This is a genomic window from Streptomyces endophytica, from assembly GCF_026153355.1.
GTDB classification, from domain to species: domain Bacteria; phylum Actinomycetota; class Actinomycetes; order Streptomycetales; family Streptomycetaceae; genus Streptomyces; species Streptomyces endophytica.
Window position 1 is genome coordinate 2,780,992 of record NZ_CP110636.1, and the last position, 13,299, is coordinate 2,794,290.

Annotated in this window: 11 protein-coding genes, 1 tRNA gene and 2 pseudogenes; 2 read left to right on the forward strand and 12 right to left on the reverse strand. The window is 69.5% G+C overall.

Going from position 1 to position 13,299, the window contains the following annotated elements; translation table 11 throughout:
* Positions 1-29 precede the first annotated feature (29 nt).
* The 4 genes and pseudogenes from OJ254_RS12640 to OJ254_RS12655 form a co-directional block, all read right to left on the reverse strand.
* Positions 30-278 carry a type II toxin-antitoxin system RelE family toxin gene (locus OJ254_RS12640; protein ID WP_265362411.1) on the reverse strand — a complete coding sequence of 83 codons (249 nt, stop codon included), beginning with the start codon at positions 276-278 and terminating at the stop codon, positions 30-32.
* Entirely contained in the window at positions 275-529 is a 255-nt protein-coding gene (locus OJ254_RS12645) for a type II toxin-antitoxin system Phd/YefM family antitoxin (protein WP_265362412.1), read from the reverse strand. Before OJ254_RS12645 ends, OJ254_RS12640 begins: the two co-directional genes overlap by 4 nt.
* Before the next feature lie 40 nt (positions 530-569).
* The gene (locus OJ254_RS12650) at positions 570-1,250 is read right to left on the reverse strand and encodes a TetR family transcriptional regulator (RefSeq protein WP_423836010.1); all 681 of its coding nucleotides are present in this window, start codon (positions 1,248-1,250) and stop codon (positions 570-572) included.
* Between the two features lie 41 nt (positions 1,251-1,291).
* A pseudogene (locus OJ254_RS12655) lies at positions 1,292-2,286 on the reverse strand (acyl-CoA desaturase).
* Positions 2,287-2,586: 300 nt separating this feature from the next.
* Between OJ254_RS12655 and ppc the strand changes: the two are divergent.
* Positions 2,587-5,342: pseudogene (ppc, locus tag OJ254_RS12660) on the forward strand (phosphoenolpyruvate carboxylase).
* Between the two features lie 97 nt (positions 5,343-5,439).
* On the opposite strand, the gene OJ254_RS12665 reads toward ppc, so the two are convergent.
* The 6 genes from OJ254_RS12665 to OJ254_RS12690 all read right to left on the reverse strand — a co-directional run bounded on the left by OJ254_RS12665 (position 5,440) and on the right by OJ254_RS12690 (position 10,284).
* Entirely contained in the window at positions 5,440-5,964 is a 525-nt protein-coding gene (locus OJ254_RS12665; protein ID WP_265362414.1) for a hypothetical protein, read from the reverse strand.
* A gap of 92 nt (positions 5,965-6,056) precedes the next feature.
* Positions 6,057-6,650, reverse strand: a complete 594-nt coding sequence (pth, locus tag OJ254_RS12670) for an aminoacyl-tRNA hydrolase (RefSeq protein WP_265362415.1) — start codon at positions 6,648-6,650, stop codon at positions 6,057-6,059.
* 99 nt (positions 6,651-6,749) lie between these two features.
* The gene (locus tag OJ254_RS12675; protein ID WP_265362416.1) at positions 6,750-7,343 is read right to left on the reverse strand and encodes a 50S ribosomal protein L25/general stress protein Ctc; all 594 of its coding nucleotides are present in this window, start codon (positions 7,341-7,343) and stop codon (positions 6,750-6,752) included.
* Positions 7,344-7,559: 216 nt separating this feature from the next.
* Complete coding sequence (locus tag OJ254_RS12680; protein WP_030811974.1) at positions 7,560-8,534, reverse strand: ribose-phosphate diphosphokinase; 975 nt, start codon at positions 8,532-8,534, stop codon at positions 7,560-7,562.
* A 99-nt stretch (positions 8,535-8,633) separates the two neighbouring features.
* Positions 8,634-10,091, reverse strand: a complete 1,458-nt coding sequence (gene glmU, locus OJ254_RS12685; RefSeq protein ID WP_341483601.1) for a bifunctional UDP-N-acetylglucosamine diphosphorylase/glucosamine-1-phosphate N-acetyltransferase GlmU — start codon at positions 10,089-10,091, stop codon at positions 8,634-8,636.
* Positions 10,092-10,209: 118 nt separating this feature from the next.
* Positions 10,210-10,284, reverse strand: a tRNA-Gln gene (locus tag OJ254_RS12690).
* A gap of 390 nt (positions 10,285-10,674) precedes the next feature.
* Between OJ254_RS12690 and OJ254_RS12695 the strand changes: the two genes are divergently transcribed.
* Positions 10,675-12,090 carry a sensor histidine kinase gene (locus tag OJ254_RS12695; RefSeq protein WP_265362417.1) on the forward strand — a complete coding sequence of 472 codons (1,416 nt, stop codon included), beginning with the start codon at positions 10,675-10,677 and terminating at the stop codon, positions 12,088-12,090.
* Between the two features lie 76 nt (positions 12,091-12,166).
* Here OJ254_RS12695 and OJ254_RS12700 read toward each other — a convergent pair whose 3' ends face one another.
* Both OJ254_RS12700 and OJ254_RS12705 read right to left on the reverse strand, forming a co-directional pair.
* Entirely contained in the window at positions 12,167-12,739 is a 573-nt protein-coding gene (locus OJ254_RS12700; RefSeq protein WP_265362419.1) for an SUKH-3 domain-containing protein, read from the reverse strand.
* Positions 12,740-12,748: 9 nt separating this feature from the next.
* Complete coding sequence (locus OJ254_RS12705; protein WP_265362420.1) at positions 12,749-13,267, reverse strand: YwqJ-related putative deaminase; 519 nt, start codon at positions 13,265-13,267, stop codon at positions 12,749-12,751.
* Between the last annotated feature and the right edge of the window lie 32 nt (positions 13,268-13,299).

The window sequence follows — 13,299 nt, forward strand, 5'->3', positions numbered from 1 at the left end:
CAAGCCCGCTGGTTTGAGGCCGGCACGGATCAGGGGGTACGGCCCAGGTGGGTGACGAGGATGCGGATCACGCTGTCGTCGATTACGTAGAGGACGCGGTAGCTGCCGACGCGCAGGCGACGGATCTCGGGCCCGTAGGGCGTTGATCCCGCTGGGCGGGGGTCATGGGCGAGTTTGTCGATGGTGTCAAGGACCACAGCGAGGCCGCTCGGGTCTTCCTTCGAGAACCGGGCTGCGGAGTCGAGGGCCTGCGGTTCGAAGATGATCTCGTAGGTCACTGCTGTTCGAGCCCCAGTCGCCTGCGGACTTCGGCCATGGGGATGCCCTCGCCGAGCGTGCCCTCCGCCTTGCGACGCTGGTAGTCGGCAACGGCCAAGGCGTCTTCGAGATCCTCTATGACCTGTGGAGATACGAGAAGCGCAGCCACGTGCCCGTGGTCGGTGAGGGCGATGGTCTCGCGACCATGGGCGGCCCGGCGGACCAGATCGCCGAGCTGGGAGCGCGCAGAGCTGATCGTGATCTCAGTCATGCACAGAGGGTTTCACAAGGTTAATGTTGTGCGCAATAGCTCAGTTCTTCCGGTGCCCTATCAGCCGCGGCTTCTGCTCCAGGCCGTCCAGGCCGTGCCAGGCCAGGTTGACCAGGTGTGCGGCGACCTCGGCCTTCTTCGGCTTGCGGACGTCGAGCCACCACTGGCCGGTCAGGGCGACCATGCCGACCAGGGCCTGGGCGTAGAGCGGGGCCAGCTTCGGGTCGAAGCCGCGGGCCTTGAACTCCAGGCCGAGGATGTCCTCGACCTGGGTGGCGATATCGCTGATCAGCGACGCGAACGTGCCCGTCGACTGGGCGACCGGCGAATCGCGGACCAGGATGCGGAAACCGTCGGTGTACTTCTCGATGTAGTCGAGCAGCGCGAACGCGGCCTGTTCGAGGAGCTCACGGGGGTGGCCGGCGGTCAGCGCGCCGGTCACCATGTCCAGCAGCTGACGCATCTCGCGGTCCACCACCACCGCGTACAGCCCCTCCTTGCCGCCGAAGTGCTCGTAGACCACCGGCTTGGAGACCCCCGCCTTCGCGGCGATCTCCTCCACCGACGTGCCCTCGAAGCCGCGCTCGGCGAAGAGTGTGCGACCGATGTCCAGCAGCTGCTCACGGCGCTCCGCGCCGGTCATCCGGACCCTGCGCGCCCGCCGCGTGCCCGCGGCGGCGGAAGACTTGCTCTTGCTGCTGCTCGTACTGCTGTCGTCGATCGCCACCCGTCAATGATGCCTTCCCCCGTCACCGCCGCGGGCTACCCCACAGCGGCGGTCTCCTTGCGCCGGGCATCGATGCGCGACGCGTTCGGCCAGCGGACGTCGTACACCCAGCCCGCCTTCTCGAACCAGCGGATCAGCCGGGCACTGGAATCCAGCTGCCCCTTCATCACGCCGTGCCGGGCACTGGTCGGATCCGCGTGGTGCAGGTTGTGCCAGGACTCCCCGCAGGACAGCACCGCCAGCCACCACACGTTGCCGGAACGGTCGCGGGACTTGAACGGGCGCTTGCCCACCGCGTGGCAGATGGAGTTGATCGACCACGTGACGTGATGCAGCAACGCCACCCGGACCAGCGAACCCCAGAAGAACGCGGTGGCCGCACCCTGCCACGACCACGTCGCCAGCCCGCCCACCAGCGGCGGGACCAGCAGCGACACCGTCGTCCACAGCACGAACTGCCGCGAGATCGTCCGGATCGCGTCGTCCTTGATCAGGTCCGGCGCGTACTTGTGCTGCGGCGTCTGCTCCTCGTCGAACATCCAGCCGATGTGGGCCCACCACAGGCCCTTCATCAGGGCCGGCACCGTCTCACCGAACCGCCACGGAGAGTGCGGATCACCCTCCGCGTCGGAGAACTTGTGGTGCTTGCGGTGGTCCGCCACCCAGCGGACCAGCGGACCCTCCACCGCCAGCGACCCCATGATCGCCAGCGCGATCCGCATCGGACGCTTCGCCTTGAACGACCCATGGGTGAAATAACGGTGGAAACCGATCGTGATGCCATGGCAACCGATGAAATACATCGCCGTCATCAGCGCCAGGTCCAGCCAGCTCACCCCCAGCCCCAGGCCAGCGGCACCGAGGCCACCAGCGCCACGAACGGGACGGTGATGAACAGCAGCAGCGCGATCTGTTCGACCGACCGGCGCTGCTCACCCCCCAGCGTGGCGGACGGGAACGGACCACCCGCCCGCCCGGACGAATCAGTGGAAAGTGGTGGGTCTTCTACGGCTTCAGGACCAGCAGTCATGGTGTCCCTCGTCGGGGGCTCGGGGGCACGGCTACGGCCTACGGAACCGTAACCTACGGTCTCGTAAGTATGGCAGTGACACCGCCACGGGCAAGGCCGTGACAGGCCCCACACCACCACCTCCCGCCACGGATGCCCACCCATCGGACGGTGTGATCCGCTGACAGTGGGCAGTCCTATCCTGGGGACGTCGGACAGCGCGGTCCGCAACCCGCCCGCATCAGACCTGCCCACGCGTCGCCGCCACACCCCTCCCCGCGAGCCGCGGAGCGACGCCCCTGATTGCCGCAAGGAGCACCAGTGAGCAGTGCCGACAACACCCCCGTCGAGACCGCGACCACCGAGCCCAGCGAGGCCGCCGGCGTCGCCCTGCGCGCCGACATCCGCCGCCTCGGCGACCTCCTGGGCGAGACCCTCGTCCGGCAGGAAGGCCCTGAGCTCCTCGACCTCGTCGAGCGGGTACGCGCGCTGACCCGCTCCGACGGTGAGGCAGCGGCCCGCCTCCTCGGCGACACCGACCTGGCCACCGCCGCCAAGCTCGTCCGCGCCTTCTCGACGTACTTCCACCTCGCCAACGTCACCGAGCAGGTCCACCGCGGCCGTGAGCTGCGCGCCAAGCGCGCCGCCGAGGGCAGCATCCTCGCCCGCACCGCCGACATGCTCAAGGACGCCGACCCCGAGCACCTGCGGAACACCGCCCGGCACCTCGGGGTACGCCCCGTCTTCACCGCCCACCCCACCGAGGCCGCCCGCCGCTCCGTCCTCACCAAGCTCCGCAAGGTCGCCGAGCTGCTCGACCGGACCGACGCCACCGAGCGGCGCCGCACCGACCTCCGCCTCGCCGAGAGCATCGACCTCATCTGGCAGACCGACGAGCTCCGCGTAGCCCGCCCCGAGCCCACCGACGAGGCCCGGAACGCCATCTACTACCTCGACGAGCTCGCCCGCGGCGCCGTCGGCGACGTCCTCGAAGACCTCGCCGCCGAGCTCGAACGCGCCGGCTCCCCGCTGCCCCCCGGCACCCGCCCGCTCACCTTCGGCACCTGGATCGGCGGCGACCGCGACGGCAACCCCAACGTCACCCCCCAGGTCACCTGGGACGTGCTGATCCTCCAGCACGAGCACGGCATCACCGACGCCCTTGAGCACATCGACGAGCTGCGCGGCGCCCTGTCCAACTCCATCCGCAACTGCGGCGCCACCGACGAGCTGCTGGAATCCCTCCAGCGCGACCTCGACGTCCTCCCCGAGATCAGCCCCCGCTACAAGCGCCTCAACGCCGAAGAGCCCTACCGCCTCAAGGCCACCTGCATCCGCCAGAAGCTGGTCAACACCCGCGAGCGGCTCGCCGGCGACACCCCGCACGTCCCCGGCCGCGACTACCTCGGCACCACCGAGCTCCTCGACGACCTCACCCTCCTGCAGACCTCGCTGCGCGAACACCGCGGTGGCCTGGTCGCCGACGGCCACCTCGAACGCACCCTGCGCACCATCGGCGCCTTCGGCCTCCAGCTCGCCACCATGGACATCCGCGAGCACGCCGACGCCCACCACCACACCCTCGGCCAGCTCTTCGACCGACTCGGCGAGGAATCCTGGCGCTACGCCGACATGCCGCGCGATTACCGCCGCAAGCTCCTCGCCAAGGAACTCCGCTCCCGGCGCCCGCTCGCCCCCACCCCGGCCCCCTCGACGAGGCCGGCGCCAAGACCCTCGGCGTCTTCCGCACCATCCTCAAGGCCAAGGAGACCTTCGGCCCCGAGGTCATCGAGTCCTACATCATCTCCATGTGCCAGGGCTCCGACGACGTCTTCGCCGCCGCCGTCCTCGCCCGCGAGGCCGGCCTCATCGACCTGCACGCCGGCTGGGCCAAGATCGGCATCGTCCCGCTCCTCGAAACCACCGAAGAGCTCAAGATTGCCGACCAGCTCCTCGACGAAATGCTCGCCGACCCCTCCTACCGGCGCCTGGTCGCCCTCCGCGGTGACGTCCAGGAGGTCATGCTCGGCTACTCCGACTCCTCCAAGTTCGGCGGCATCACCACCTCCCAGTGGGAGATCCACCGCGCCCAGCGACTCCTCCGTGACGTCGCCCACCGGCACGGCGTGCGCCTCCGCCTCTTCCACGGCCGCGGCGGCACCGTCGGCCGCGGCGGCGGCCCCTCCCACGACGCGATCCTCGCCCAGCCCTACGGCACCCTCGAAGGCGAGATCAAGGTCACCGAGCAGGGCGAGGTCATCTCCGACAAGTACCTCATCCCGTCCCTGGCCCGGGAAAACCTCGAACTGACCGTCGCCGCCACCCTCCAGGCCTCCGCGCTGCACACCGCACCCCGCCAGTCGGACGAGGCCCTCGCCCGGTGGGACGCGGCCATGGAAACCGTCTCCGAGGCCGCCCACGGCGCCTACCGCAGGCTCGTCGAAGACCCCGACCTGCCGACGTACTTCCTCGCCTCCACGCCGGTCGACCAGCTCGCCGACCTGCACCTGGGCTCGCGGCCCTCCCGCCGCCCCGGCTCGGGCGTCTCGCTCGACGGTCTGCGCGCCATCCCGTGGGTCTTCGGCTGGACCCAGTCCCGGCAGATCGTCCCCGGCTGGTACGGCGTCGGCACCGGCCTCAAGGCCGCCCGCGAGGCCGGCCTGGACACCGTCCTCGACGAAATGCACGAGCACTGGCACTTCTTCCGCAACTTCCTCTCCAACGTCGAAATGACGCTGGCCAAGACCGACCTGCGGATCGCCCAGCACTACGTCGACACCCTCGTGCCGGACGAACTGAAGCACATCTTCGACGTCATCAAGGCCGAACACGAACTCACCGTCGCCGAGGTCCTGCGCATCACCGGCGAAAAGGAACTCCTCGACGCCAGCCCCGTCCTCAAGCAGACCTTCCACATCCGCGACGCCTACCTCGACCCGATCTCCTACCTCCAGGTCTCCCTCCTCCACCGCCAGCGCACCGCCGCCGAACGCGGCGAGGAGGCCGACCCGGTGCTGGCCCGCGCCCTGCTCCTCACCGTCAACGGCGTCGCCGCCGGCCTCCGCAACACCGGCTGACCCGGCACACCCCCCACACGCACATACGGCGGCGGCCGGCCCCTTCCCCGAAGGAGCCGGCCGCCGCCGTATCAATTCCAGGCAATTCCGTCGTGCGCTACATCGCCGCGAACGCCGCCCCCAGCAACGCCGCCCCCAGCAAGCCCATCCCCCACGCCGTACGCCGCAACCGCATCCCCCCGGCCACCACCAGCGCCGCCAGCAACAACGCCCCCGCGAACGGCACCCACGCATGCAGCACCCCCGCCGGCCCCGTCCGCACCGCACGCGACGTCCCCGGCTTCAGCACCACCTCGACCCGCTCACCCTTCTCCGGCGCCGCCGCCTTCGCGATCGACACCGAAGGGCGCGGCCGACCCGTCCCCGCCATCGGCACATACGGGCCCGTACACCGCTCACCCGCACACGCCGACACCGTCAGCACCCCGTGCTCCCGGCCCTTGACCAGCATCGCGTACTTCGCCGTGCTCCAGGACGTCCACACCCCCGCCACCAGCAACAGCAACGCCAGCAGCCCCATCAACCCCGTCCGGGCGACCAGCACCACCCCGTAGGCACTCTCACTGAGCCGTCGCCAACGACTGCGTCTGACCGAACGGGTGCGCGTACTGCTCTTGGGCATGGCCGCGATACTTGGCCATCCACCAGCACCCGGTCAACCTCCGACAACAATTCGTCAGACCCTGCCCCGACCCGTCCCCTAAAGGCGCTCGATCACGAGTTGTACGTAGTCTGCGCCCGCTCCAAACCGTCCACGATCAACGTCTCGACCGCATCCGCCGCACGGTCCACGAAATAGTCCAACTCCCGCCGCTCCGCCGACGAGAAGTCCTTCAACACGAAATCGGCCACCGGCATACGACCCGGCGGACGCCCGATCCCGAACCGCACCCGGTGGTAATCCGCACCCAGCGACTTCGTGATCGACTTCAGCCCGTTGTGGCCGTTGTCACCACCGCCCAGCTTCAGCCGCAGCGCGCCGTAATCAATGTCCAACTCGTCATGAACCGCCACCACATGCGCCACCGGCACCTTGAAGAAATCCCGCAATGCGGTCGTCGGCCCACCCGACAGATTCATGAACGACAACGGCTTCGCCACCACCACCCGGCGGCTCGACAACCCCGGCGCACCCAGCCGGCCCTCCACCACCTGGGCCCGCGACTTGTGGGCCTTGAAACGGCCCCCCATCCGCTCCGCCAAAAGATCCGCCACCATGAAACCGACGTTGTGCCGATTACCCGCGTACTCCGCACCCGGATTACCGAGACCCATCACCAGCCACGGGCTGTCCGCATCCGCCGACATCTGCACCCTCCTCCAACGGCACGACCGCCGCCCCGCGCCAACGGCACGGGACGACGGTCACCAAAAGAATCACCAGGGCACGCCGGCCCCGGAAGCGAATCAGGCCTCGGAGCCCTCGGCCTCGCCCTCGGCACCTTCCTCGGCCGGAGCCTCGGCCTGCGCCGACACGACCTGCAGGACGACGGCCTCGTCCTCGACCGCGAGCGACACGCCCGACGGCAGCGTGATGTCCTTCGCCAGCACCGACGTACCCGCGTCCAGACCGGCGATCGACACGGTCACCGACTCCGGGATGTGCGTGGCCTCGGCCTCGACCGGCAGCGTGTTCAGCACGTGCTCCAGCAGGTTGCCACCCGGGGCCAGCTCACCCTCGGTCTGGATCGGCAGCTCGACCGTGACCTTCTCGCCCTTCTTCACGGCCAGGAAGTCCACGTGCACCAGGAACCGGCGGATCGCCTCACGCTGCACATCCTTGGGGATGACCAGCTCGTTCTTGCCGTCGAACTCCAGACGCAGCAGCGCGTTCGGCGTCTTCAGGGCCATCATCAGCGCGTGGCTGTCGATCGCCACGTGCTGCGGCTCAGCACCGTGACCGTAAATGACACCCGGAACCTTGGACTCGCGACGCAGACGGCGGGCCGCACCCTTACCGAAGTCGTTCCGCAGCTCGGCGGAAAGCTTCACCTCAGCCATGACAGCACTCCTCGTATCTCAGAAACATCTGGTGGGCGTCACCCGGCCCACGACAGACCTGCTACGAAGAGCGCGTCGATAACGGACAACCACCCAAAAAGGCGGCCTCCCTCGCCGAGCAACTCCACGAGTCTACCCGGCGGGAAGGCCGCCCCAAAATGGATCTCAAGCGCCCGGCGGACGCGGGGACCTACCCCGCCCCACGGACGCCGACGATCACTGCTCCTCGAACAGGCTCGTCACCGAACCGTCCTCGAACACCTCACGGATCGCCCGGGCGATCGTCGGCGCCATCGACAGCACCGTGATCTTGTCCAGCTCCAGCTCCGAAGGCGTCGGCAGCGTGTTCGTGAACACGAACTCACTCACCTTTGAATTCTTCAGCCGGTCCGCCGCCGGACCCGACAGCACGCCGTGCGTCGCCGTCACGATCACATCCGACGCGCCATTCGCGAACAGCGCGTCCGCGGCCGCGCAGATCGTGCCGCCGGTGTCGATCATGTCGTCGACCAGGACACACACCCGGCCCTCCACGTCACCGACGACCTCGTGCACCGTGACCTGGTTCGCCACGTCCTTGTCCCGCCGCTTGTGCACGATCGCCAGCGGCGCACCCAGGCGGTCGCACCAGCGGTCCGCGACCCGCACCCGGCCGGCGTCCGGCGACACCACCGTCAGCTTGTCCCGGTCCACCTTCGCGCCGACGTAATCCGCCAGCACCGGCAGCGCAAAAAGATGATCCACCGGACCGTCGAAGAAACCCATGATCTGGTCCGTGTGCAGATCCACCGTCACCACACGGTCCGCACCCGCGGTCTTCATCAAATCCGCGATCAGCCGCGCCGAAATCGGCTCACGGCCACGGTGCTTCTTGTCCTGACGCGCATAACCGTAGAACGGCACGATCACCGTGATGCTGCGGGCCGAGGCCCGCTTCAGCGCATCAATCATGATCAGCTGTTCCATGATCCACTTATTGATCGGAGCCGTGTGGCTCTGAATCAAAAAGCAATCCGCACCACGCGCCGACTCCTGATAGCGGACATAGATCTCACCGTTGGCGAAGTCAAAAGCCTTCGTCGGGACCAGCCCGACACCCAGCTGATGCGCAACCTCCTCCGCCAGCTCAGGGTGGGCGCGGCCGGAGAAGAACATCAGCTTCTTCTCGCCGGTCGTCTTGATCCCGGTCACAGCAAATCTCCTCGAATCACAGTTTGCGTGCGCTCATCACGGTACGCCCCGCACGGCGCACCTTCCCCCAGCTAACGCTGGGAGGTTCCCCCATCACGATCACCGCTCGCCTTCCGACTCCTGGCGAGCGGCCGCAGCAGCCTGCGCGGCGGCACTTCCGGGCCGCTTACGCGCGACCCAGCCCTCGATATTCCGCTGCTGGCCACGCGCGACCGCCAGCGAACCCGGGGGCACATCCTTGGTGATGACCGAGCCCGCCGCCGTATAAGCGCCGTCCCCGATCGTGACAGGAGCCACAAACATGTTGTCCGACCCCGTCCTGCAATGCGAACCAACGGTCGTGTGGTGCTTGGCTTCACCGTCGTAGTTCACGAACACGCTCGCCGCACCGATATTGGTGAACTCGCCAATGGTCGCATCCCCCACATACGAAAGATGCGGCACCTTCGTGCCCTCACCCACCGACGCGTTCTTCATCTCCACATACGCGCCGGCCTTCGAACGAGGACCAAGATCCGTGCCCGGCCGCAGATACGCATACGGGCCCACATTCGCGCCCACACCGATCCGCGCACCCTCGGCGACCGTGAACGAGACCACCGCACCCTCACCCACCGACGTATCCGTCAGCCGGGAATGCGGCCCCACCTCGGCGCCCGACGCCACATGCGTCGCACCCAGCAGCTGCGTGCCCGGGTGCACCGTCACGTCCTGCTCGAACGACACCGACACATCCACGGACGTCGACGCCGGGTCCACCACCGTCACGCCCGCCAGCATCGCCCGCTCCAGCAGCCGCTCGTTCAGCAGCCGCCGCGCCTCCGCCAGCTGCACCCGGTTGTTGATCCCCAGGATCTCCCGGTGATCGACCGCCACCGCGGCCCCCACCCGGTGTCCCGCCTCACGCACGATCCCCAGCACATCCGTGAGGTACTCCTCACCCTGGCTGTTGTCCGTCCGCACCTTCCCCAGCGCGTCCACCAGCAGCCGGGCGTCGAAGGCGAACACCCCCGAATTGATCTCGCGGACCGCTCGCTGCGCCTCCGAGGCGTCCTTGTGCTCGACGATCGCCGTCACCGCGCCCGACGCCGCATCCCGCACGATGCGCCCGTAACCCGTCGCGTCCGGCACCTCCGCGGACAGCACGGTCACCGCGTTCCCGTCCGCCGCGTGCGTCTCGGCGAGCCGCTGCAGGGTCTCCCCGGTGAGCAGCGGCGTGTCACCGCAGACCACGATCACCGTGCCGTCGAGCACGACACCGCTGTTGCTCAGCTCGTCCAGCGCCATGCGGACCGCGTGCCCGGTACCCAGCTGCTCGTGCTGGACGGCGGTCCGCACCTCGGGATCGACCTCGGAGAGGTGCGCCCGCACCTGCTCGCGGGCATGGCCGACGACCACGACGAGATGCTCGGGATCCAGCTCACGGGAGGCGGCGACGACATGGCCGACGAGGGAGCGGCCGCAGAGTGCGTGCAGGACCTTGGGGGTCGCCGACTTCATGCGGGTACCTTCACCCGCTGCGAGAACGACGACGGCTGCCGGGCGGTTGGCGCTCACGGGGATGCCCTTCGGCTTCTTGGCTACTTCGGGTGGTGGTCACCCGAAGGATACCGGGGCGTATTGCGGGAGAAACGACTGCGGGTCCTGATCTTGCGATCAGGACCCGAACTTTGCTTGGCTCCCCTGCCAGGACTCGAACCCGGACATAAGGCACCAAAAGCCTCAGTGCTGCCAATTACACCACAGGGGATGGTAGGGCGGTTCATACCGGACATTCCGTCAGGCTGGCCGCTTGGCACCCAACACTATGCCGTACCAGCAGCCTTCGGTGCGACGGTATAGCGCCGTGCGCTGCGGGTCGGTCGCGGGGGTGCCCATGTGGTCCGCCTGTGAGAGCGGCGGGCGTACGGGTTGCTCTTGCCGTCCTCCGGCCGACTTCGTGGCGTAACGCTTCGTAGTCGTGACGGGTGGGATGGGTGTTCGGCCTGGGGTCGGGATGCCGGGGCAAGTGGGAGAATGAGGCGCAAACGTGGGCGATTCAACAGTTCAAGGAATAACCGAGGGTAAGGCTGGTATCCGGGCGAGCGGGCGTCGATAAGAGGGCGGAGGAACCGGGGTGGGCCCCCGTAGGCTGGTCGGTATGACCGCGACGGGGGCAAGTGAAGGTGTGGGCGCGCGGGGTGCGCCGATAGGTGGGCCGTGGTGGTGGGCGCGGCGGCGCAGTGCCGTACTGGACGCGTCGCTGGCGGCCGCTTCGACGGTGGAATGCCTGCTCGAAGGCGCGAGTTTCGCGCACGGGGCGGACCTGCCGGAGCTGCTGGGGATGCTGCTCGGTCTGCTGGTGGGCCCGGTGTTGCTGGTGCGTCGCCGGTGGCCCGTGGTGGTGGTGCTGGTCTCGATAGCGGTGATGCCTGCGGAGATGGGCGGGCTGCTCAGCGTGGTGGGGCTGTACACGCTGGCCGCGTCGGATGTGCCGCGGCGGATCACCGCGCTGCTGGCCGGTATGACGGTGACGGGGACGTTGGTGACGACGTTCCTCAGCATGCGGCAGGACATCGCGTCGCAGCCGGACTTCAATCCGCCGGTGTGGCTGGTGCCGGTGATGGCGCTGGCGCTGGGTCTGGTGCTGACGGCGCCGCCGGTGCTGTGGGGTCTGTACGTCGGTGCGCGGCGGCGGTTGGTGGAGAGCCTGCGGGAGCGTGCGGACGGTCTGGAGCGTGAGCTGTCGCTGCTGGCGGACCGGGCCGAGGAGCGGGCGGAGTGGGCCCGTAACGAGGAGCGGACGCGGATCGCGCGGGAGATGCACGACGTGGTCGCGCACCGGGTGAGCCTGATGGTGGTGCATGCGGCGGCGCTGCAGGCGGTGGCGTTGAAGGACCCGGAGAAGGCGTCGAAGAACGCGGCTCTGGTGGGGGACATGGGCCGGCAGGCGCTGACGGAGCTGCGGGAGATGCTGGGGGTGCTGCGGACGGCCGAGGGATCGGCGGTGCGGGGTGCCGCGGGGGCGGATGTGCCGGAGCGGCTGGCGGCGGTGGCGTCGCGGGTGCGGGCGCAGGAGGCGACCGAGGGGGCGCCGGACCGGTCCGCCGTGAAGTCCTCGTCGGCGGTGGAGGGGGATCCGGACGGGCCGTGTCTGGACGATCTGGGGGATCTGGTGGGCCAGTCCCGGGCGGCCGGGATGGTGGTGGAGCTGTCGGTGGACGGCGACGAGGTGGCGGAGTCGTCCCGGCCGCGTTATGCGGCGCGGGTGGAGCGGACCGTGTACCGGGTGGTCCAGGAGGCGCTGACGAACGTCCACAAGCATGCGCCGGGTGCCCGGGCGCGGGTGCGGCTGGCGCATCGCGAGGGTGAGCTGGCGGTGCAGGTGGAGAACGGTCCGTGTGAGGGCGGGGCGGCGGATGCGGGGCTGCCGAGCGGTGGCAACGGCCTGGTCGGGATGCGGGAGCGGGTGACGGCCCTGGGGGGCGTCTTCGTCTCGGGTCCGACGGACACCGGTGGTTTCCGGGTCTCGGCGGTGCTGCCGACGCCGCAGCCGGCTCCGCACGTCGCGGGCTGAGCACCCAGGGCGTTTCTCCTTGCCCTACGGGGCGGGGCGCCTCATCGACGGGAGGCGCCGTGGTGCGGCGCCGTGGTCAGTCGGCCCCTTGTGTGGAGAGCCGGCTCGGCCGTGTGCCGAGCACCAGGGTGCCCAGTGCCGTGTCGATGTCCGCGCCGAGGTACCAGTCGCCGGTGTGGTCGAGGCTGTAGACGCGGCCTTCGGCGTCGATGGCGAGGGTGGCCTGGGGGTGGACGCCGTCGTGGGTGGTGAGTTCCTCGCGGCCGAGGGGGGCGACGTCGGTGGCGAGGGCACGGCCGAGGTCGCCGAGGGTGCGGGCGAGGTGGAGGCCGTGCAGGGGGTCGATGACGAACGGGGCGGGGGCGATGTGGCGGCCGGGGCCGGGGCCGGCGATGCGCAGGCCGCCGAATTCGGCCCAGGCCTCGACGGCGGCGGGGAAGACCGTGTGGCGGTGGCCGGCCGGGGAAGTGTGGGCACGGAGGGTGTCGGCCCAGTGTTCGGCCTGCTCTATGTCCCAGCGGCCGGGCTGCCAGCCGGCTCCCTGGAGGGCGACGTCGACGGCGGCGGGGAACCGGGTGGAGTCGGTGCGGCCGGGGCCGGGGGCCCGGTCGTGGGCGGCGTCCCGGGGTCCGGGGGTGGTGGGCGGCATGGTGGCGGTTCAGCTCCCTGTGGGCGTCGCGCCGATCGGCATGACGCCGAAGTGGGCGAGGAGGGCGTCGCAGGAGCGGCAGGGCGGGGCGTAGGTGCCGTGCTGCGGGTCGCCGTCCTCGCGGATGTGGCGTGCGGTGATCTTGGAGTGTTTCAGGGAGCGGCGGGCTTCGCCGTTGGTGAGGGGCTTGCGGGAGGCGCGTTTGCCGCGGTTGGCCTCGACGGCGGTGAGGTGGCGGGAGAGCAGGACGGCCTCGGGACATCGTCCGGTGAAGCGTTCGCGTTGTGCGGTGGCGAGGGTGTCGAGGAAGTCCTGGACGAGGGGGTGGAGCGGCGGGGGCTGTTCGGCCTTGCTGGCGGTGCAGGTGAGGGTGTGTCCGCGTACGGACAAGGCGGCGCCGATGGTGGGGAGGATGCCGTCGCGGCGGTGGTGCAGCGTGGGCGGGCGGTGCGTGTCAGCGGTGCCGCTCCAGCCGATGCGGGGGTCGCCGGCTTCGGTGCCGGTGCCGTGGCGTGCCGTGGTGCTCATCCGTGGTGCTTTCCCTCCCTGCAAACCCCCGG